At 47.0% G+C, this 20,818-nt stretch carries 15 protein-coding genes; 10 read left to right on the plus strand and 5 right to left on the minus strand.

What is annotated here, in order from left to right; all coding sequences use genetic code 11:
• The first annotated feature begins 131 nt into the window (after window positions 1-131).
• The 4 genes from MHH92_RS13240 to MHH92_RS13255 are packed head-to-tail and all read left to right on the plus strand — an operon-like array spanning window position 132 to window position 4,676.
• Window positions 132-1,106: an ABC transporter ATP-binding protein gene (locus MHH92_RS13240; RefSeq protein ID WP_076249515.1), complete on the plus strand. Its 975-nt coding sequence runs from the start codon at window positions 132-134 to the stop codon at window positions 1,104-1,106.
• A complete protein-coding gene (gene opuFB, locus MHH92_RS13245) occupies window positions 1,099-2,613 on the plus strand; it encodes an osmoprotectant update ABC transporter permease/substrate-binding subunit OpuFB (protein WP_340904144.1) in 1,515 nt (504 codons plus the stop codon). Before MHH92_RS13240 ends, opuFB begins: the two co-directional genes overlap by 8 nt.
• A gap of 50 nt (window positions 2,614-2,663) precedes the next feature.
• On the plus strand, window positions 2,664-4,010 hold the full coding sequence (locus tag MHH92_RS13250; protein ID WP_127545914.1) for a dihydrolipoyl dehydrogenase family protein: 1,347 nt from the start codon (window positions 2,664-2,666) through the stop codon (window positions 4,008-4,010).
• Between the two features lie 57 nt (window positions 4,011-4,067).
• On the plus strand, window positions 4,068-4,676 hold the full coding sequence (locus tag MHH92_RS13255) for a DUF1349 domain-containing protein (RefSeq protein WP_036608539.1): 609 nt from the start codon (window positions 4,068-4,070) through the stop codon (window positions 4,674-4,676).
• Window positions 4,677-4,906: 230 nt separating this feature from the next.
• Here MHH92_RS13255 and MHH92_RS13260 read toward each other — a convergent pair whose 3' ends face one another.
• The gene (locus tag MHH92_RS13260) at window positions 4,907-5,380 is read right to left on the minus strand and encodes an SET domain-containing protein (protein ID WP_100528913.1); all 474 of its coding nucleotides are present in this window, start codon (window positions 5,378-5,380) and stop codon (window positions 4,907-4,909) included.
• A gap of 197 nt (window positions 5,381-5,577) precedes the next feature.
• Between MHH92_RS13260 and MHH92_RS13265 the strand changes: the two genes are divergently transcribed.
• Window positions 5,578-7,134 carry an ABC-F family ATP-binding cassette domain-containing protein gene (locus MHH92_RS13265; protein WP_282321619.1) on the plus strand — a complete coding sequence of 519 codons (1,557 nt, stop codon included), beginning with the start codon at window positions 5,578-5,580 and terminating at the stop codon, window positions 7,132-7,134.
• 453 nt (window positions 7,135-7,587) lie between these two features.
• Entirely contained in the window at window positions 7,588-12,810 is a 5,223-nt protein-coding gene (locus tag MHH92_RS13270) for an S-layer homology domain-containing protein (RefSeq protein ID WP_340904149.1), read from the plus strand.
• Window positions 12,811-13,001: 191 nt separating this feature from the next.
• Here the strand turns inward: MHH92_RS13270 and MHH92_RS13275 are convergent, their stop codons facing one another.
• Window positions 13,002-13,562: an NAD(P)H oxidoreductase gene (locus MHH92_RS13275; protein WP_340904151.1), complete on the minus strand. Its 561-nt coding sequence runs from the start codon at window positions 13,560-13,562 to the stop codon at window positions 13,002-13,004.
• A gap of 177 nt (window positions 13,563-13,739) precedes the next feature.
• Between MHH92_RS13275 and MHH92_RS13280 the strand changes: the two genes are divergently transcribed.
• The 4 genes from MHH92_RS13280 to MHH92_RS13295 all read left to right on the plus strand — a co-directional run bounded on the left by MHH92_RS13280 (window position 13,740) and on the right by MHH92_RS13295 (window position 18,954).
• Window positions 13,740-14,129 (plus strand): winged helix-turn-helix transcriptional regulator, encoded by a 390-nt coding sequence (locus MHH92_RS13280; protein WP_339187782.1) that lies wholly within the window; start codon window positions 13,740-13,742, stop codon window positions 14,127-14,129.
• Between the two features lie 219 nt (window positions 14,130-14,348).
• Window positions 14,349-16,184, plus strand: coding sequence for an assimilatory sulfite reductase (NADPH) flavoprotein subunit (locus tag MHH92_RS13285; protein ID WP_340904154.1), 1,836 nt, complete (start codon window positions 14,349-14,351; stop codon window positions 16,182-16,184).
• A gap of 53 nt (window positions 16,185-16,237) precedes the next feature.
• A complete protein-coding gene (gene cysI / locus MHH92_RS13290; RefSeq protein WP_315373188.1) occupies window positions 16,238-17,959 on the plus strand; it encodes an assimilatory sulfite reductase (NADPH) hemoprotein subunit in 1,722 nt (573 codons plus the stop codon).
• 278 nt (window positions 17,960-18,237) lie between these two features.
• Entirely contained in the window at window positions 18,238-18,954 is a 717-nt protein-coding gene (locus tag MHH92_RS13295) for a YebC/PmpR family DNA-binding transcriptional regulator (RefSeq protein ID WP_036608916.1), read from the plus strand.
• Window positions 18,955-19,040: 86 nt separating this feature from the next.
• Here the strand turns inward: MHH92_RS13295 and MHH92_RS13300 are convergent, their stop codons facing one another.
• Genes MHH92_RS13300 through MHH92_RS13310 form a run of 3 tightly spaced genes read right to left on the minus strand, consistent with a single transcriptional unit; the run spans window position 19,041 to window position 20,713 of the window.
• Complete coding sequence (locus MHH92_RS13300; RefSeq protein ID WP_340904157.1) at window positions 19,041-19,529, minus strand: DMT family transporter; 489 nt, start codon at window positions 19,527-19,529, stop codon at window positions 19,041-19,043.
• Between the two features lie 14 nt (window positions 19,530-19,543).
• Window positions 19,544-20,242: a Crp/Fnr family transcriptional regulator gene (locus MHH92_RS13305; protein ID WP_340904159.1), complete on the minus strand. Its 699-nt coding sequence runs from the start codon at window positions 20,240-20,242 to the stop codon at window positions 19,544-19,546.
• Window positions 20,243-20,287: 45 nt separating this feature from the next.
• Window positions 20,288-20,713 (minus strand): DMT family transporter, encoded by a 426-nt coding sequence (locus tag MHH92_RS13310; RefSeq protein ID WP_036608521.1) that lies wholly within the window; start codon window positions 20,711-20,713, stop codon window positions 20,288-20,290.
• Between the last annotated feature and the right edge of the window lie 105 nt (window positions 20,714-20,818).

The raw sequence follows: 20,818 nt of genomic DNA on the forward strand, positions 1-20,818 counted from the left end.
TATGGATCTCTCCCTAACAAGGGACACTAAGGAAAGCAGTGATTATACGAACACACTTTTGGGGAAATAGATGAAGATGAATGTTAGGGCGTGTCTGAAACACGCCCTAGATAAAGGGGCGAAGAGAGCGAATGATCCAGTTCGAAAATGTATCAAAACAATATCCTGATGGAACAACGGCTTTGCGTCAGGTTAACCTCAACATTAACAAGGGAGAATTGTTCGTCATGATTGGTCCGAGTGGATGTGGCAAAACCACCATGCTCAAAATGATCAATCGCCTGATTGAACGAACAGATGGAACAGTGCGCATTAATGAACGCCCAATCGATGAATACAACATTCACGAATTGCGCTGGAATATAGGATATGTGCTGCAACAGATTGCACTATTCCCGCATATGACAATTGCCGAAAATATTGCAGTTGTTCCTGAACTCCGAAAATGGAAGTCAGATCAAATTAAGGAGCGTGTACATACGTTACTGGACATGGTGGGTTTGCACGGAGATACGTACAGTGAGCGTAAACCGTCCGAGTTATCCGGAGGACAACAGCAGAGAATTGGTGTGTTGCGTGCACTCGCTGCCGATCCAGAGATCGTTTTGATGGATGAACCGTTCAGTGCACTCGATCCAATGAGTCGGGAGAAATTACAGGATGATATTTTGGATATCCAGCGTCAGATGAAAAAAACAATTGTGTTTGTCACCCATGATATTCAGGAAGCGATGAAGCTGGGGGATCGCATCTGCATTATGAAGGATGGACAGGTTTTGCAGGTAGGTACCCCGGAAGAACTGATCCGACAGCCAGCTAATGATTTCGTACGTGAATTTGTTGGAAGTCCTAACACCGATACGAGTTCACAATCTGATTTTGATCTCGAATCCATCATGTCACCACTCTCACCGGGTCATGTGCCGAAATCAGCCAAAACTGCCGTTCCTGTATCCATTACGTTAACGGAATTAGTTGATATCATGGCTTCCCATGACCATCTGCTGGTTGAACGTAACCGCCAGATTATTGGCGAGATCAGTCGAGTTGATCTGATGAAATACTGGTCTGGTCAGTTACAGGAACGAGGTGAAGGACATGAGTAGGTTCACGGAGGTGTTCAGTGAGCGCAAAGGTCAGTTGTTGTCTGCTCTGCTGGAACATATTCAGATCTCATTTATCGCATTGTTCTTTGCTGTCGTCATCGCTATTCCGCTAGGTATATACCTTACACGCAAACGAAAAGTAGCTGAACCAATTATCGGGGTTACAGCTGTGTTGCAGACGATACCGTCCTTGGCGCTTCTCGGATTGCTCATTCCGTTATTCGGCATAGGCACACTTCCTGCAATCATTGCACTGGTGGTGTATGCACTGCTTCCCGTACTCCGCAACACGTACACAGGCATATCCGAAGTTGATCCTTCCATGGTGGAAGCAGCGAATGCGATGGGCATGAATAGTTGGCAACGTCTAATCAAAGTGGAACTGCCACTGGCGATGCCTGTTATTATGGCCGGAATTCGGACTGCGATGGTGCTTATTGTAGGAACGGCGACACTTGCCGCCTTGATTGGCGCAGGAGGTTTGGGTGCATTAATCTTGCTGGGCATTGATCGGAACGATACGGCATTGATCATCCTTGGAGCCATTCCGGCCGCATTGCTGGCGATTTTGTTTGATGTACTATTACGTCAGTTCCAGCGGTTATCCTTTAAGAAAACATTGGTTACCCTTGGTTCGCTGGCAATAATCGCGATACTTGTGATTACCATTCCCTTCGTGGCACGTGGTGGACAGAAGGATCTCGTCATTTCCGGGAAATTGGGGGCGGAACCCGAAATTCTCATTAATATGTACAAATTGTTAATCGAAAAAGATACAGACCTGACCGTTGAACTAAAACCCGGATTGGGCAAAACGCCATTCCTTTTCAATGCACTCAAGTCGGGTGATATTGACATCTATCCCGAATTCACGGGGACAGCGATCTCCGAATTCATGAAGGAAACGGCTGTGAGTACGGATCGAACAGAGGTCTACGAACAAGCAAGAGACGGAATGTTAAGCCAGTTCAACATGGTGCTGCTGAACCCTATGGATTACAACAATACGTATACGTTGGCCGTTCCAAAGAACATCGCAGATCAATACAATCTCAAGACCATTTCGGATCTCAAACCGGTGGAACAGCAGATCAAAGCAGGATTCACACTTGAATTCTCGGATCGGGAAGACGGATACCTTGGCATACAGAAAAAGTATGGGATTGAATTCCCGAACGTTGCAACAATGGAACCCAAGCTTCGCTATGGTGCTCTTCAGCGCGGAGATATTAATCTCGTTGATGCTTACTCCACCGACAGTGAGTTGAGACAATATGAACTCGTTGTGCTGGAGGATGATCAGGAGTTATTTCCACCGTATCAAGGCGCGCCGATGCTTCGTCAAGAAACGGCAGATCAATATCCACAACTGGTTGAGGTGCTGAATCAGCTTGCTGGCAAAATTACGGATGATGAGATGCGTCAGATGAACTATGACGTGAACGTAGAGGGAGAGAATCCTGAACAGGTTGCAGCAGAGTACCTTAAACAGGCTGGATTGCTGTAACTTCAGGCATCCCTGCAATAGATGCACCAAAAGGATGAGGAGGAACCATGATGACACAAGAAACGTATGACTTGATTGCAATTGGAACAGGAAGCGCGGCAAGCTCTGTTATCACCCGTTGCGCTGAAGCTGGCTGGAGAGTTGCTGTAATTGATGAACGTGAGTTCGGCGGAACGTGTGCACTGCGTGGCTGTGATCCCAAGAAAGTGCTGGCTGGAGCGGCTGAGCTGATTGACTGGAATGAACGGATGCAAGGGAAAGGAATTCAGGGACAGGCGACCATCAACTGGTCTGAACTTATGGCCTTTAAACGCACCTTTACCGAGAGCATACCTAGAGCAAGTGAAGATCAATTCAAACAGGCCGGAATGGATACGTTCCATGGTAAAGCTTCATTTGTCGATGAAAATCATATTCGAGTTGGTGAAGAAGTTCTCCATGGGAAACACATTCTGATTGCTACCGGTGCAAGACCTGCGCCACTTGAGATTGAGGGCTCGGAGCATCTTATATATAGTGATGACTTTCTGGATCTGGAACAGTTGCCGGATCGTTTAGTTCTGGTAGGCGGCGGATACATTGCATTTGAGTTTGCGCATATTGCGGCCAGAGCCGGGACGGAAGTCCATATCCTGCATCGGAGTGAACAGCCTCTGAAGTCGTTTGATGTGGAGCTTGTAGAATCTTTGTTGCAAAAATCAAAAGAGATCGGCATTCATGTTCACTTGAACGCGGAGGTGAAGTCCATACGGCAAGAGGGGAACGCCTATGTCGTTCATGGCACACGTAATGGTGCAGATCACCAGTGGCAGTGCGGACTTGTCGTTCATGGAGCCGGGCGTGTTCCTAATGTGGATGGGCTGGAATTGGAGAAAGCCAACGTCAGCTACAGCAAAAAGGGGATTACGGTGAACGAGTACTTGCAAAGTGAAAGTAATCCGAGAGTGTATGCTGCTGGCGATGTAACGGATACTAAAGGGTTGCCTTTAACCCCGTTAGCAGGTCAGGAATCCCGGGCTGTATCGTTCAATTTGTTGGAGGGAAATCAACACAAACCTAATTATAAGGTGATGCCTTCCATTGTGTTTACTGTCCCTGCCCTTGGAGCTGTAGGTATGAGCACGGAACAAGCCAAAAAAGAGGGCTACGAGGTGCAGGTAAATGATATGTCGAAATGGTATACTTACAAGCGAACTCATGAAAAATTTGCCATGGCCAAAGTGGTGATCGATAAATCAACCGGGCGTATTCTGGGCGCGCATGTGCTCGGGAGCAAAACAGAAGAATTGATTAACCTTTTTGCAATGGCGATTCAGTTCAATCTGACTATCAATCAGTTAAACACCATGAATTTTGCATATCCTACTGCTGCATCGGATCTGGGTTCTTTAATTTAGAAGTGATGAAGTGAGGATGAACCCCCCTTTGGGACGGAAGAAAGGATGAAAATAACGATGTCATCGGATTTTATTGGGCTTCATGAAGGCAAGTGGACTAAGGAACCCGTTGCTGCACGGATGGATGGGGATCGTTTCGTTGTGGAAGCTAGGGAAGGCAGTGACTTTTGGGAGAACACATTCTACGGGTTCTGTCATCGGGATGGACACGCCATGCTTGCTCCATGGGACGGAACGGAAGCGATTGAGGTATCGTTTGATCTAAGCTCATTCACCGAATTATATGACCAGGCGGGATTAATGTTATGGTACGGAGAAGACCAATGGATCAAGGCCGGAGTTGAGGTCAATGATGGTGTGGCACATGTTGGAGCCGTCGTGACGGATACGTATTCCGATTGGTCACTCTCTCCTGTGCCAGAGTGGGGTGGACGAATCGTAACAATCAGAGCCTCCTACAGTAATGAGGCTGTTGTCATTCGTGCACGCACAGATGAGCATCCTTGGCGTACGATTCGGGTTGCACGGTTTGCCTATCCAACGAACAAACATGCAGGTCCATTTCTGTGTTCACCAAAGCGAGCAGGGTTCGAGGTAGCCTTTACCAAGTGGAGATCCACGACACCCGATCAAGACTTGCATACAGATCCGCCGATTACAGATTAAAACAAGTTAAGATGCACGATAAACAATAAAACATAAACAGGTGTATCTGGCTTAGAAAGCAAGACAACACAAATAAGCAAGTCTTCCATTAACGGAGGACTTGCTTATTTGTGTGTTTAAACTTTGGACTGTGAAAAGTCTCCAGTTACTCATTTCATCATTCACCGGGTACAGTGAGTTCTTTTCGCACATACAACAGAGTGCTTGCGAACTTTACTTGAGTTTAACGTTTATTTACTCGTGTCCGTATCCAGGGAATGGGGTTCGGTCTCTTTTTCACCCTCATCATCATTGGACTTATTGAACTCCAGCATACGCTCCTCGTAATCGTCCAGGAACCATAACGGGTCCATGCTGTCTTCCTCACCGTTGTAATTGATTACGATTTCGTCGCCAGCTTTGATGTCTGTATACGCGTAGAAGTCAAAGGTGTGGTTATCAAAATTGATATCATAAGTAGCGTTAGGTTCATAGGAGTGGTTGATCAGACTGCCGTAACCGAGCAGAATTGCGGTATGATTCGCCCCATATTCGAACACGTAATCTTCCAGAATCGTTTTTTCGACATGCTCATGATCTTCATTTGGGTAAGGCACAACGGGTGCCTGATGGATAAGCGTTCCTTTGGCAATATCAACGGTAGCAAATACCCCGCGGTTAAACTCACCACCATCACCCAACTTGGATTGTTTCACTTCAATCATAATCTTCACCTGATGCTCTTCGAAGAGCTCCGTTCTATATAATAGTAATTCGTTAAGGCAAAATTTTAACCCATACTTTCATATAAGGCAAATTTCAGACAAAAAGGTGGAATAATTTTTAATATGGCGTTGAGTTGTGCAGGATATAACGCTTATAATATACAAAGAATTAAGTCTATATAGAAAAGGTGTCATGAATGAGCATATTAAATGTAGAAAAATTAAGTCACGGTTTTGGTGACCGTGCTATCTTTAACGACGTTTCATTCCGCCTGTTGAAGGGCGAACATATTGGTCTGATCGGGGCCAATGGTGAAGGTAAATCCACCTTCATGAACATTATTACAGGAAAACTTCAGCCGGATGAAGGCAAGGTGGAGTGGTCCAAACGGATGCGGGTTGGTTATCTGGACCAGCATGCTGTATTGAATAAAGGCCAATCGATCCGTGACGTACTTCGCGGCGCGTTCCAGTATTTGTTTGACATGGAACAGGAAATGAATGATATGTATGGCAAAATGGGCGATGTTACCCCGGAGGAGCTTGAACAACTGCTTGAAGACGTGGGTACGATTCAGGATACGCTGACAAACCAGGATTTCTACATGATCGATGCCAAAGTGGATGAAACCGCACGTGGTCTGGGTCTGACGGATATCGGTCTGGATAAAGACGTCAATGACCTGAGTGGTGGACAGCGTACCAAAGTCTTGCTTGCCAAGTTGCTGCTGGAAAAACCCGATATTTTGCTCCTCGATGAGCCTACGAACTATCTGGATGAATTGCATATCGAATGGCTGAAACGTTATTTGCAGGAATATGAGAATGCATTTATCCTCATTTCTCACGATATTCCGTTCCTGAACAGTGTTATCAACTTGATCTATCACATGGAGAACCAGAATCTAACTCGTTATGTGGGTGATTATGATCACTTCCAGGAAGTGCATGAGATGAGAAAACAGCAGCTGGAGTCGGCGTACAAACGCCAACAACAAGAGATTGCTGACCTCAAGGATTTTGTAGCGCGGAACAAAGCAAGTGTTGCTACACGTAATATGGCGATGTCCAGACAGAAGAAACTCGACAAGATGGATGTCATCGAGATCGCCAAGGAGAAACCGAAACCGCAGTTCAACTTCCGTGATGCAAGAACATCCGGCAAGCTCATTTTCGAAACCAAAGGTCTTGTAATTGGATACAACGAACCGTTGTCCAGACCACTGGATCTGCGTATGGAGCGCGGACAGAAGATTGCCCTTGTTGGTGCGAACGGAATCGGTAAAACAACGCTGATGCGCAGTATTCTGGGTGAAATTCAAGCTCTGGAAGGAATCGTTCAACGTGGTGAACATCTGGAGATTGGTTACTTCCAGCAAGAGATGAAGGATGCCAACTACAATACATGTATTGAAGAGATCTGGCAGGAGTTCCCTTCCTATACCCAATTCGAGGTGCGCGCTGCACTTGCAAAATGTGGTTTGACTACAAAACACATTGAGAGCAAGGTAGCTGTACTGAGTGGTGGCGAGAAAGCTAAAGTGCGTCTCTGTAAGCTGATCAATAATGAAACCAACCTGCTTGTGCTCGATGAGCCGACGAACCATCTGGACGTTGATGCCAAGGAAGAGTTGAAACGTGCGCTCAAGGCTTACAAAGGCAGTATTCTTCTGATTTCCCACGAACCGGAATTCTACCGTGATGTCGTTACGGAGACGTGGAACTGTGAGTCGTGGACAACAAAAGTATTCTAAATAGAGGTTGTTCAAAAAGTCCGCTTTTGATTACGAATCACGTGCGAGCTTGCGAACAAGCTAGAAGCGTGAGAAAAGGCGCGAATTTTGCTTGCAAAACAGGCAGAACTCGCGTCTTTTTTGCGTGGTTTTAACGAAAAATGTTTGAGCCCAATTCACAGTTGACAGCTTGAATAAGGCAATAATATAATTCAGGAAAGCGATTACATTTATATATTAAAAACCTGTTTCACTGCATAGGGGCAAAGAAAACACGGTATTCCGTATGGGTATCATTGCACTTAGAAGGGAAGACGGGTCTTTTTTTTGCACTCCAATGAAACCGGTTTCATTAAAATAAGGGGTGGACAAAAGCTCGTTACTGACCACTGGTTGCTGAGGATAGGCTGAACAACAACACCGCGCATACATGAACCATGCTTTCATCTTTCATGCCAAAGGAGAGAATGAACATTGGATAAACTCAGGAAACCCATGATATTTATGTTATCAGCAACACTTGCGCTGTCTTCGGGACCGTTGATGCTACCGAGTAAGGCGTATGCCGATCTGAGCAGTATACCCGCCACGTTGTTGCAGGACGATTTTTCGGATGGGAATTTCACGGAATCACCCGCGTGGAACGTAAGCTCAGGCAACTGGGAAGTGTTCGCTGACCCGACAGATGCGTCCAACTTTACGCTTTTCCAGAGCGATACCAATGAAGGCATCATCTCTACTGGAGACTCCATGTCGGACATGACCGTGTCCATGCGCTTTTACACGGGAGCCGGTCAGGGGTATCCGGGAATATTGCCGCGGTTTCAGGATAAGAGCAACTTTTACTATTTTCAAATGCAGGTTCCCAATAATAAACTCGTTTTCTCCAAACGGGTGAACGGATCAGACACAACTTTGAAAACGGTGGACTATGCTTTTGCCAAAGATACATGGTACACGCTCAAAGTGGTGTTATCAGGTACCACCATTCGCGGGTATATCGCGGAAAACGGCTCCGATCGGTTGGTATTTGATCTGGTCGATCCTACATACGGGTCAGGTACTGTGGGCATTCGGAATAAGTGGCAGTCGGTACATGCAGATGACGTGACCATTGCCGAGCAACCGCCGGGGAACGATATTCAGCTCTCTATTGCTGAGCAGACGGCTTCTTCGGTTTCACTGCAATGGTCTGAAATCGCGGGAGCTTCAGCCTATCGCTTGTACCGTTCCTCTACGCCTGAAGGCGGTTATTCTCTGGTAACCAGTACCGGAACTTTGGAACACATGGATGAAGAATTGAGCGGGGATACGGTGTATTATTACAGGCTCGCTTATGAATACGGAGGCCTAACCGAATCATTATGGACTGGTCCGCTGGAAGTTCGGACGACTGCGGCGGCACCACAGGCTCCTGGCGAATTAAAGGCCGAAGCACTCAATGCCATGAGTGTGAAGCTATCTTGGTCCGCCGTGGACAAGTCAACGGGTTATCGCGTGGTTCGGGCCGAAGCTGGCAGTGAGCAATACGAGCAGATATACGAAGGGAAAGGGCTCACATTCACGGATAATGCACTTGAGCCGGGCACCAGCTACAGCTATCGCGTAACAGCCTATAACGCAGCTGGTGAGTCAGCATTCACTGTTGCAGAAGCCACGACATACTCCATTGACTCTCCAGCAGAGTTCGCTGCCACAGCTGTGACGGACACATCAATCTCTCTGGGGTGGAATGTCTTGCCAGGATCTGATGTAACGTATACCCTATCCCGTTCAACCAGTGCTACGGGTACGTATCAGCAGGTCTATAGTGGCAAAGAAAACACGTATAACGATAGCGGTCTGACGATGGGCACAGGATATTTTTACATCATCCAGGCGACCGTGGACGGCGTAACTTCTCCAGCATCCGCACCGCATGGTGTTGCCACAGTTCGCACAAGCATTACACCAGGACAATTGTGGCCAGATCTGGACGGGAAGCCGATTGATGCGCATGGGGCTGGCTTTTTCTATGATGAACAGACGGAGACTTATTACTGGTATGGCGAATATCATAAGGGCGGCTGGCCAGCTGTTGGTGTGCGTGTGTATTCATCCAAGGATCTGATGAACTGGAAAGACGAGGGCATGGCTCTAACGACACTTCAATCCATGGATGATTTTGACCATGACCCGTTGATCTCCAAATTGTATGCGGGGCGTGAGGACCGCGTGGATATCTGGGCAGATATTCGCAAAGGACGGATCATTGAACGACCAAAGGTCATCTACAACGACAAAACAAAGAAATACGTGATGTGGGCCCATATGGACGGAGACAAGGACCCGTACAACAATAATGCGAACTATGGTAAAGCGCGAGCAGGTTACGCGATCAGCGTCTCTCCAACAGGGCCTTTTGTGTATCAGAAGAGTTACCGGATGGACAGAACCCCCGAAGGAGAGAAAGATTACTTCCCAAGCGACCGGGGGATGGCACGTGATATGACGTTGTTCAAGGACGATGACGGTACCGGTTATCTGATCTACTCCAGCGAAGAAAACCTGACGCTCTATATCTCCAAACTGAATGAAGACTACAGTGACGTAACAGGGTGGCATAAGGAAGGACGAACGGATGACAAAGGCAATCCGGTACGTGATTCCACCTATCAGGCGGAATACGGCGTAGATTACGTGCGTGTGTTCCCGGGAGGGCAACGTGAAGCACCGGCGATGTTCAAGTATCAGGGGAAATATTATATTTTGACTTCCGGAGCTTCCGGTTGGGCCCCTAACGAAAACAAAGTGACGGTGGCGGATAACATTTTTGGCCCATGGTCAACGCAGACCAATCCGTTCGTGCGTACATTGCCAACCGATCCGGATCCAGGCAAGGCATTTGGCACACAGACCACATCCGTCATTCCGGTCGATCCGGAAAAAGGCAAGTTCATTTACGTGGGGGATACGTGGAATGGTGGCAATTTCTCGAATGACGCTGCAAAATACGTGTTCTTGCCAATTGAGTTTGGAATAGGCTCCGACATCGCGATCAAGTGGTATAACAGTTGGACACCTGATCTGCTGAATTCGATGGGAAAGGTAGATATTGCTGATCCGTTGCCAGAAGCCGTGGCGTTAGGCAAAGTACCATCCCTGCCAACAACATTGAATGTGCGCGACGGTGGAGCACTGGTATCAACGCCAGCAGTATGGACGATTGATAACCGGGAGATGACGGTAGAAGATTTTGCTAAGCCAGGACCGCTCACATTACAGGTAACGACACCGGAATATAACAACAAAAAGCAGGCAGTTCGCGTAAATGTCATTCCGGAGAATACACTATATTTCGTGAATAGCGGAGGTTACGAAACGGCTGATTACAGTCTCATGGGTGCTTATATGAAAGGAACGCTTGCCAACCCGGAAACGGCGGATCAGATGTACGCTCCGGCTGAGGGACGTAATTGGGGTTATGTCAGCGCAGATGCACTGGCATCCGGTTCGAATGGCGGGGATATATTCTCGACCGTACGTTATCTGAACGGTGGAAATGTCAGCAATTCTCCTAAAGGCACGGACTTAACCTATAGATTTGATGTGCCAAACGGGACATACGATGTCTACGCCGGATTCAACGATCCGTGGAGCAATACATCGCGCAGAGCGAATTTCATCATCAATGGCACCAATACCGGAGCAGTTACTTTTACGCCTGCCAGCGTTAGAGCCAACAAAGGCATCAGTGTGTCGGACAACAAGCTGGAGTTGACCGTGCGCAATACGGCATCGCAGGACCCGATGATTAGCTGGATTATGATCGTTAAACCTGACGCCGCGCCACCTGTAAATGATAGTGCTGGCCTTAATGCTGATACGTTGGATTCAACGAGCGCAACGCTTCGCTGGGATGCTCATCTTGGTGCAGCAAGCTACAAGCTCTACCGCTCAGATCGTGAGCAAGGTGAGTATAAGATGGTCTACAGCGGCAATGGACGGGAGTACACGGACAGTGAACTGAACCCCGGCACGGAATATTATTACAAAGTAGAGGCTTTGGATGCCACGGGGCAATCGGTGCGAGGTGTATCTTCCGCTTATCAGGTGCACACGGCTCAGCAGAGCGCTGCTGATGTAGCCACAAGCATTACAGCGTTGGAACAGCCTTCCGCAGGTGCAAAAAAACTGAAGTTCCCTTCCGTGCCGCAAGGTTTCACGGTGAAGATCGCTTCCAGTTCGGTACCGTCGGTCATTCAAACTGATGGAACGATTATCCCACCATCTAAGGAAACAACAGTAACCCTGCAGTTGGAAATTACTCGAACTTCTGACGACAGTAGAGCCCTGACTATACCGTTGACGGTGAAGGTGTTGCCATCTGTGCCTTCCCCCGGAAGCAACCCTGGTTCGGGCGGTAATCCAGGCGGCAATTCCGGTGGAAATCCAGGAAATGGTTCTGGTTCATCCAGCAATGGTGGACAATCAGGAAGTGGTAACCCAAGTGCAGAGAATGCGGTACCACAACCTAAACCGGAGAAGGACCGTTCTGTTCTGGAGTTGCAGGGACAGTCAGATCAGAAGGGTGTAGTGCAGTCCAACGTGGATGTTTCAACGATTAAAGATGCTTTTAAAGTTGCCCCCTCAACAGATGCGGGCCAGCGCTTGGTCGAACTTCGGCTGAAGCCGGTTTCGGGAGCAACGGCATATGAATTGTCTCTGCCTGCCTCTGTGTTGATAGGTCAGGGTGAGTCACATGTGTTCAACATTGTTACAGAGCTGGGAATGTTGGAGCTTCCTGCGACACTGTTAATGAAGGATATCGTTGGTGATGGGATTGCATCAATCCGATTGGTCAGAACAGAGTTGGCAAAAACATTCGCAGATCAGCTCGGCACGCAATATGGAGTCCAGCTTGAACTTCAACTGGATGGTCAACCATGGCCATCGGAAAGCGAATTGATACTTCGTCTGCCTTTCCAATCCTCACAAAATGCTCAGCAGGATCGGATTGTAGCATTTGCTATCGGCGCGAACGGTGTGGCAACTCCATTACCGCAAAGTTACTACGATCCAAACAGCGGGCAACTTGTATTTTCCGTAACATCACTCACAGGAAATTATGCTGTTGTGCCTGTTGAGCAGACATTCGCAGATCTTGCAGAAGTGCAGTGGGCCAAGAAAGCAATGGAGGCTTTGGCTGTTAGAGGTGTAATTGATGCTGAGGCAAGTGGTGATTCCACGCAGTTACATCCAAAACAGGAGATGACCCGCGGCCAATACATGCAGTGGTTGATGACTGCGCTGGGCTTGAATGCTTCTTCCGGGAATGCGTTCTCTGATGTAAACGAAAAGGCTCCATATTACCAAGCCGTTACAGCTGCGCGTTCGCTAGGTATCACCAGTGGTACAGGTGACGGGCGCTTCTTGCCAGAGTCCACGATCACTCGTCAAGAGATGATGACATTAACAGTTCGCGCACTTGCAACGGCTGGACTGGTTGACTCCGAGAAGGCTGGAACAGATAACCTTACTCGTTTCCGCGACGCTTCCGAGATTCGCTCTTATGCCCGGGATAGTGTGGCATTACTTGTGGATCTGGGCATCGCCCACGGGTACAACGGTGAGGTGAAACCACTTGCCGAAGCAACCCGAGCCGAATCGGCTACGTTGTTATATGCGATGATGAGCAAACTGGTATGGAAGAAATGATGATACACCAGAATCGTAGCGCGTGAAAAAGAAGGCTTACTTTGACCTGGAGCCCAGGTTGGAGTAAGCCTTCTTAATTATAAGCCAGCCATGGGCGAAAAGTAATTTACTCAACGAACATGTATCTTCACGTCGTTTTACAGTTGTTATCTGTAATGTCTACGAATGTTATCTGTAATTTCTGCGAATTGTTAATTGTAATGTTTGCCGATTTGGTATGCTTGCTCCAGCAAGCTTTCAATATGTTCTTTGGATTCTGAAATGGTTTCATAGAGGAATTCGACTCGTGATTCCTGCATTCTTGCATAACCCGCGATACCGTTATTCAGATAATTCGAAATCATGTTGTAATAGTCGTATTTATGGAATGAAGCCTCCGTCCCCCCAGCTAGTGCAATCCACAGTGCCTTTTTGGAGTTTGCCTTGTTCAGCAGCCCCATGTTCCATACCTTGTCCAGATAAGCTTTGAGCATGGAGGGAACGTTGTACCACCAGACCGGGAAAACAAATACAATGGCATCAGCAGCAAGCACACGATCCAGCTCTTTGCGAATCCCAGGGGCATGCTGTTTATCGGGATTTTGCCAGTCTCGCTCATCTTCTACACGATATAGGGGATCGAATCCGTCATGATATAGATCGAGGATATCGATTTCATGGGAATTCTCCTGCATACCTTCTATAAAACGATTCATCACGGCAAATGTTAGGGAATCCTGTCTTGGGTGAGTAACGACCAGTTTAACTTTCATGTAGGAGTAACCATCCTTTTTTCTTTTTATTTTGGTTAAACATTCTGACCAATGTTATTATAAGTTTCATGACATCTTCTTGAGAAGTACGCACCTGAGAGTGCTGTAGATACTTTGGGGTTCTTCGGTTACTTTTAATAACGGATATACATATATGTGAATTATGGGGGAGTACAAGTGGAACAAGAAATGAAAAAATATGAGAGTGGTGTGCAGGCAATGCTGGAACTAGTCGGTGGAAAATGGAGGATACTTATTCTGCATCAGCTGATATCAGGTAAAAAACGAACAAGCGAACTTCGCAGAGCCATTCCTGGCATTACCCAGAAGGTCTTAACCCAGCAGCTGCGTGAACTGGAAAAGAATGAAATCATCCATCGGATCATTCATCCTCAGATTCCGCCCAAGGTAGAGTATGAGATGACAGAGTACGGCTTGACACTGCAGGACATCATTGACCGCATATGTCTATGGGGAGAGAATCACTTGGACAGAGTATACGGAGATAAAAGCAGAGTGCTTGGAGATCATTTTAGTGACTATATTCCACTTTCAACTTCAACTTGAGCTGGCCGCCAAATTAAAATTAAAACAAAAACCGTCCTTGATTTGAAAAGGAGGGTTTTTGTTGTTTTTTGTCCTTTATCAGCGAAACTGATAAATGCTATAAAATCATTGAAATTGACCCTCAACACCCGGTGTGTTAGGTTTTAGAGAGAAGAAATTAAATTAATGTGATGATTTTAGTCGGAATTAAAATCGAAGCAATGCGCGAGGTGGCAAACAGTGGAACTTCAAGTGACAAACAGCCCTTTTAATCAAGAACAAGTTGAACTGCTTAATCGTCTTATTCCTACATTGACCGATGGACAACGTACTTGGTTGAGCGGATATATTGCAGCAATTCAGGCAAGCGCGACAATAACAGCTCCAGCTAACCTGGTACAGGCTGCACCAGCTACAGGTATTGCACCTGTCAGTGCTCCGCCAGTATCCCGGGAAGTTACCGTGCTTTTTGGTTCACAAACCGGGAATTCCAGTGGCCTATCGAAAAAGCTGGCCAAGAAACTTGAAGAGCAAGGTCTTCAGGTAACGTTGTCATCGATGGGGGATTTCAAACCGAACGGACTCAAGAAAATTGAAAATCTCCTCATTATCGTCAGTACGCATGGCGAAGGCGAACCACCAGATAATGCGATTCCGCTGCATGAATTCCTGAACAGCAAACGGGCTCCAAAGCTTGAAGGACTTCGTTACTCGGTGTTGGCTCTGGGAGATACCTCCTATGAGTTCTTTTGTCAGACAGGTAAGGACTTCGATAAACGATTGCAGGAATTAGGTGGTACAGCCCTTGTACCACGCGTGGACTGTGATGTTGATTTTGATGAAGCAGCTGCGGAGTGGATGAATGAAGTACTGGCATCCTTAAGCAGTACATCTGCTGCTGCGAGTACGGTAACCACGGAGGCTGTTACAGCTGCGGTGAGCAGCGGAGAATCCGAATATGATCGTACGAATCCATTTAAGGCTGAAGTGTTGGAGAATCTCAATCTGAATGGCAGAGGATCGGACCGTGAAACACGCCACATTGAGTTGTCTTTGGAAGGTTCCAGCCTGGATTACGAGCCAGGTGACAGCCTTGGGGTATTCCCTGAGAATCATCCGCGCCTTGTAGATGAATTGATTGCAGCCATGGGATGGAATGCCGATGAACGCGTGACCGTGAATAAAAATGGCGATCAGACATCTGTGCAAGAAGCGTTGCTGCGTTATTTTGAAATTACAGCGGTGACGAAACCGGTCGTGGAACAACTTGCGAAACTGAATCCTGGGAGTGGCCTGACAGCGTTACTCGCAGATGATTCCGAATTCCGCACGGTCATGAATAGCTGTGATCTGCTGGATCTGGTTCATGATTATAATCTGAAAGGGATTCCTGCCGGAGAATTTGTAGCTGCTCTTCGCAAAATTCCGGCACGTCTATACTCCATAGCGAGTAGTTCGAAGTCTTTCCCGGATGAAGTTCATCTTACTGTTCGTTCGGTACGTTATGAAGCACGTGGCAGAGAACGTTACGGTGTATGCTCGGTACATCTGGCTGAACGAATCGAAGCTGGCGACACCTTGCCTGTATATATACAGCATAACCCGAATTTTAAGCTGCCTGAGAACCCGGATACACCGATCATCATGGTTGGCCCAGGTACAGGTGTGGCGCCGTTCAGATCTTTCCTTGGTGAGCGTGAAGAGACAGGAGCAGAGGGCAAGACATGGCTGTTCTACGGAGATCAGCATTTCGCCACGGACTTCTTGTACCAGACGGAATGGCAACGTTGGCTCAAAGATGGTGTGCTCACGAAGATGGATGTAGCCTTTTCACGTGATACGGAACAGAAAGTGTATGTACAACATCGCATGCTGGAACACAGCAAAGAACTGTACCAGTGGCTTCAGGAAGGTGCAAGCGTATATATCTGTGGTGACGAGAAAAAAATGGCACATGATGTGCATGCTGCGCTCACCACGATTCTTGAACAAGAAGGCGGTTTATCGCCTGAGCAGGCATCGGAATATCTGACACGGTTACAGCAGGAGAAACGTTATCAGCGGGACGTCTATTAATCACCGGCCCAGCCGGATTGCACCATCCCGCAGAGACGAGAGGAGAAAGCAGCATGGTTTATAATAACTTACTTAACCCACAGCGCACGAATAGCGATGTGGAAGATATAAAGATCAAAAGTGATTACTTGCGCGGAAGTCTGACCGAAACGTTGGCTGATCGTATCACGGGGGCTATTCCAGAGGACGACAACCGTCTGATGAAACACCACGGTAGTTATATGCAGGATGACCGTGACCTGCGTAACGAGCGTCACAAATCCAAGCTGGAGCCTGCATACCAATTCATGTTACGTGTGCGTGCTTCCGGTGGGATTGTAACCCCGGAGCAGTGGTTGATGATGGATCGGGTAGCGCATAAATATGCGAATGAGACGATTCGTCTGACTACACGTCAGTCTTTCCAACTGCATGGCGTACTGAAGTGGGATCTTAAAAACACCATTCGCGAAGTGAACGATTCGTTGTTAAGCACACTGGCTGCATGTGGTGACGTAAACCGTAACGTGATGTGTAACCCGAATCCGAATCAATCTGATGTGCATGCTGAAGTGTATGAGTGGGCATGTCAGGTGAGCAATCATTTGGACCCTCGGACCCGGGCTTATCATGAGCTGTGGCTGGACGGAGAGAAAGTGGTTGATTCCCAGGACTCGGACGAAGAAGTTGAACCAATCTATGGCAAAGTGTATTTGCCACGGAAGTTCAAAATCGGTATTGCTGTACCACCATCCAATGATGTGGACGTCTATTCACAGGATCTTGGCTTTATTGCTATTGTGGAGAATGGCAAGTTGCAAGGCTTCAACGTTTCCGTTGGTGGTGGGATGGGGATGTCTCATGGTGACGCCAAAACCTATCCTCAGGTGTCCAAAGTCATTGGTTTCTGTACGCCGGAGCAAATGATTGATGTGGCAGAGAAAACAGTTATGATTCAGCGTGATTATGGAGATCGTGCAGTTCGTAAACATGCTCGTTTCAAATATACGCTGGATGATCGTGGTGTGGAGTGGTTTGTCGAAGAGCTGACCACCCGTCTGGGATGGAAACTGGATGCGGCACGTCCATATCATTTTGAGACTAACGGAGATCGATATGGTTGGGTAAAAGGTAATAATGGCAGATGGCACTACACGCTGTTCATTCAGAATGGTCGTGTAAAGGATGTTGATGGATATCCTCTCATGACGGGTTTACGTGAAATTGCCAAAGTGCATACGGGTGATTTCCGTCTGACTGCGAACCAAAATCTAATCATCGGTAATATTAGCAGCCAGAAAAAGAAAAAGATTGAAGCACTCATTCAGCAATATAATCTGACTGATGGTGCACATTACTCAGCGCTGCGCAGAAGTTCAATGGCTTGTGTTGCGTTTCCGACCTGCGGCCTTGCGATGGCTGAGTCCGAACGTTACTTGCCGTCCCTGATCGACAAACTGGAGCCTGTACTCGACGAAGCCGGGCTGAGAGACGAAGAAATTGTCATTCGGATGACCGGCTGCCCGAACGGATGCGCAAGACCTATGCTGGCAGAGATTTCATTTATCGGTAAAGCACCAGGGAAATACAATATGTATCTCGGTGGCAGCTTCACTGGACATCGCTTGAATAAGCTGTACAAAGAAAACATTGGTGAAACTGAGATTCTGGACACGTTAACTCCAATGGTGAATCAGTATGCCAAGGAGCGCAATGAAGGGGAACATTTCGGAGACTTTGTCATTCGTGCGGGTTATGTTCCTGAAGTGTTGGATGGTCGACAATTTCACGCTTAATTGACCGAGTAAGATAACTGAAATTAGGACTGATTTAGGGCGGAAGCATTCCTTTATGGGGTGCTTCTTGTCTGCTATATATGGAGTGAATAGAGGTAACGTTAGTTGCTGCTGAGAGATTTATGAGAGGATAAACTGAAGCTAATCTTCAAATGGAGATGGATAATCACCGCAGTTATTCCCATTATTTCGTGTGTATTAACTTGTTGAAGTACGCTCAACAAGATATAATGGCATAGTAGAAAGCAGATTAAATGTTGAAAGTGAGCGGAAACGATATGGGTCGTAAGTGGAATAATATCAAGGAAAAGAAAGCTTCAAAAGATGCAAACACGAGCCGGGTCTACGCTAAATTCGGCGTTGAGATCTATGTAGCTGCCAAGAAGGGCGAACCGGACCCGGAAGCGAACCGTGCACTGAAAGTCGTGCTGGAACGTGCCAAAACGTATAATGTACCCAAAGCCATCATTGATCGTGCGATGGAAAAAGCAAAAGGCAGCGGGGATGAGAATTATGAAGAGCTGCGTTATGAAGGCTTCGGACCGAATGGTGCGATGGTCATCGTTGATGCACTCACCAACAATGTGAATCGTACAGCGCCTGAAGTGCGCTCTGCGTTTAACAAAAACGCTGGCAACATGGGTGTCAGTGGTTCTGTTGCTTACATGTTTGATCCAACAGCGGTTATTGGTATAGAAGGCAAAAACTCCGAGGAAGTACTGGAACTTTTGCTTGAAGCAGATGTGGATGTACGTGATATCGTGGACGAAGACGATGCTGTAATTGTATATGCAGAACCGGATCAATTCCACGCTGTACAAGAAGCATTCAAAGCTGCGGGTATTACTGAGTTCACAGTAGCCGAGCTGACGATGCTTGCGCAAAACCATATTGAACTTCCAGAGGATGCACAAGCTCAGTTCGAGAAACTGATCGATGCGCTTGAGGACCTTGAAGATGTTCAGCAAGTCTACCATAACGTAGAGTTCGTTTAAGATAACGAGGCGATACGTGGTTTGATTGCATAAAAAGAGTGTCTGACCAATCTGCGGGATTGGACGGACACTCTTTTTTTGTTTGTTTATGAGTCAGACTGAATTGTTCCAGGGGACTGCTCTGATTTTTCCGATTTACTTCCACCGAACTTGAATAACACAATTCCCCCAACAATGACAAGTACACCGAACAGCTGATTCCACGAAAAAGGAATTTGCTCCAGACCGAGCCATCCCATGGAATCAAATAGTAGCGCAAAACTCAATTGGGACGTCAGTACGATCGAGATGGCATATGTGGGACCAAGCAGCTTCATCCCTTGCACGAGACAGAAGACCACGCCAACGCCGATGGCTCCACTGAGCCAGTACCAGGGCTGCATATGCTGGAAGCTGAATGTATTTTTGCCCTCCACTAGCAGAGAGATGAGGAACGAAGCAATGAATCCGGTGAAAAGCACCATCGTTGTTGTGGACCATGAACCGGTGCGTTCATTGACTTTGCTATTAAAAATCGTTTGCAGACTGACAAGTGCACCTGCCAGTAGTGCAAGCGAAATACCTGTGATTAACATGGTTGTTGAACTCCTTATTCATAAATATTGTGACCTGTTATTTCCCTTAGACCCGCTCGATCCTTGATCATAATCAACCCCTGATGTCGTTCAATTAACCCGTCTGCACAGAGCTTCTGGATGACCCGGTTCAGGTGTCGGTAACTGGTGCCGATCAGATTCGCGATGTCGGTCAGATTGAACGCGTCCAGCTCTTCATGAACGACGTTGCCCGCTTCTTCTGTCGAAATGGAGAGTAGGTAGCTGGCTAGACGAACCTCAACGGGATACATCAGGTTGAAATTGGAAAAGTTCGAGTCAATGTAGAATTTGTGTGAGATGATTTTAAGCAAAAATTTAAGTAAAGGTGCATAATCGCTAGCAAGCTCAGCAAGCCATTGATAATGAATGCGAAGCATCACCACAGGTGACACGGCCTGAACCGTATTAACAATATCGCTTTCACGGACATATTCTATGTCACCGACAACTTCAAGCGGTGTTTTGAAACAAAGCACCAGCGTTTTGTCCTGAGCGGAGGTGGTGAAAATCTTGATTTTACCCTCGACCAGTACGTACAAATATTCGGAAGTTTCCCCTTCACGACAGATCAGTTCACACTTCTCAAAGTGGCATAACGTCATATGTGTACGCAGGGACTCGTGAAATACAGTTTCGAGTTGATATTGCTTCAGATATTGTATTAATTGTTGCTCGTTATGGATCTCTTGCACGCTGTGATTCACCCCCGACGATATGTTTCAATCCTTCTCCAAAAACTATAGTTTCATAATAATGACACCAGTCACCATTAAGGCAATGCCTAGAAATTGCGGCAGTTTCATCTTTTGTTTTACCACGCCGAACCATCCGTTACTATCCACCAGAAAAGTCAGGAACAGCTGAGCAATGAGCAGAGCCGAGATCGTAAATGTAACCCCAATTTGCTGAATGGCCGTCACTTCGCTGAAAATAATGACGGCGCCAAAAGCACCTCCAGCCAAGTACATAGGTTTTACTTGTTTGAGTCCTTGAAGGTTGGTGTCTCTAACAAACATTAGGATCAGCGCCGCTAAGATGAATCCCGTCAGTTGTGTAATCGTAGCGGCCTGCCACGTGCCCATGTCGGTGCTAATCCGAGTATTGGCAACCCCTTGGAGCGTGATACACGCGCCGCCCAGTAATGCAAAAATAATTCCTCTCATATGTACGCTCCTTATTCAATCACTTCGACTTCTATTATTAAATGATAAATTGACTCTGAACGCCAAGGACAAATGTCCTGAGCTTTGAAGTCACAGCATCTAGAG

Source organism: Paenibacillus sp. FSL M7-1414, assembly GCF_038003195.1.
Lineage (GTDB): Bacteria > Bacillota > Bacilli > Paenibacillales > Paenibacillaceae > Paenibacillus > Paenibacillus amylolyticus.

What these genes read in the sequence shown, in the direction of transcription:
- MHH92_RS13275 (WP_340904151.1), bottom strand. Translation starts at nt 13,562, where the DNA reads ATGAAAGTTAAACTGGTCGTTACTCACCCAAGACAGGATTCCCTAACA.
- MHH92_RS13260 (WP_100528913.1), bottom strand. Translation starts at nt 5,380, where the DNA reads ATGATTGAAGTGAAACAATCCAAGTTGGGTGATGGTGGTGAGTTTAAC.
- MHH92_RS13250 (WP_127545914.1), top strand. Translation starts at nt 2,664, where the DNA reads ATGACACAAGAAACGTATGACTTGATTGCAATTGGAACAGGAAGCGCG.
- MHH92_RS13310 (WP_036608521.1), bottom strand. Translation starts at nt 20,713, where the DNA reads ATGAGAGGAATTATTTTTGCATTACTGGGCGGCGCGTGTATCACGCTC.
- cysI (WP_315373188.1), top strand. Translation starts at nt 16,238, where the DNA reads ATGGTTTATAATAACTTACTTAACCCACAGCGCACGAATAGCGATGTG.
- MHH92_RS13295 (WP_036608916.1), top strand. Translation starts at nt 18,238, where the DNA reads ATGGGTCGTAAGTGGAATAATATCAAGGAAAAGAAAGCTTCAAAAGAT.
- MHH92_RS13300 (WP_340904157.1), bottom strand. Translation starts at nt 19,529, where the DNA reads ATGTTAATCACAGGTATTTCGCTTGCACTACTGGCAGGTGCACTTGTC.
- MHH92_RS13265 (WP_282321619.1), top strand. Translation starts at nt 5,578, where the DNA reads ATGAGCATATTAAATGTAGAAAAATTAAGTCACGGTTTTGGTGACCGT.
- opuFB (WP_340904144.1), top strand. Translation starts at nt 1,099, where the DNA reads ATGAGTAGGTTCACGGAGGTGTTCAGTGAGCGCAAAGGTCAGTTGTTG.
- MHH92_RS13240 (WP_076249515.1), top strand. Translation starts at nt 132, where the DNA reads ATGATCCAGTTCGAAAATGTATCAAAACAATATCCTGATGGAACAACG.
- MHH92_RS13255 (WP_036608539.1), top strand. Translation starts at nt 4,068, where the DNA reads ATGTCATCGGATTTTATTGGGCTTCATGAAGGCAAGTGGACTAAGGAA.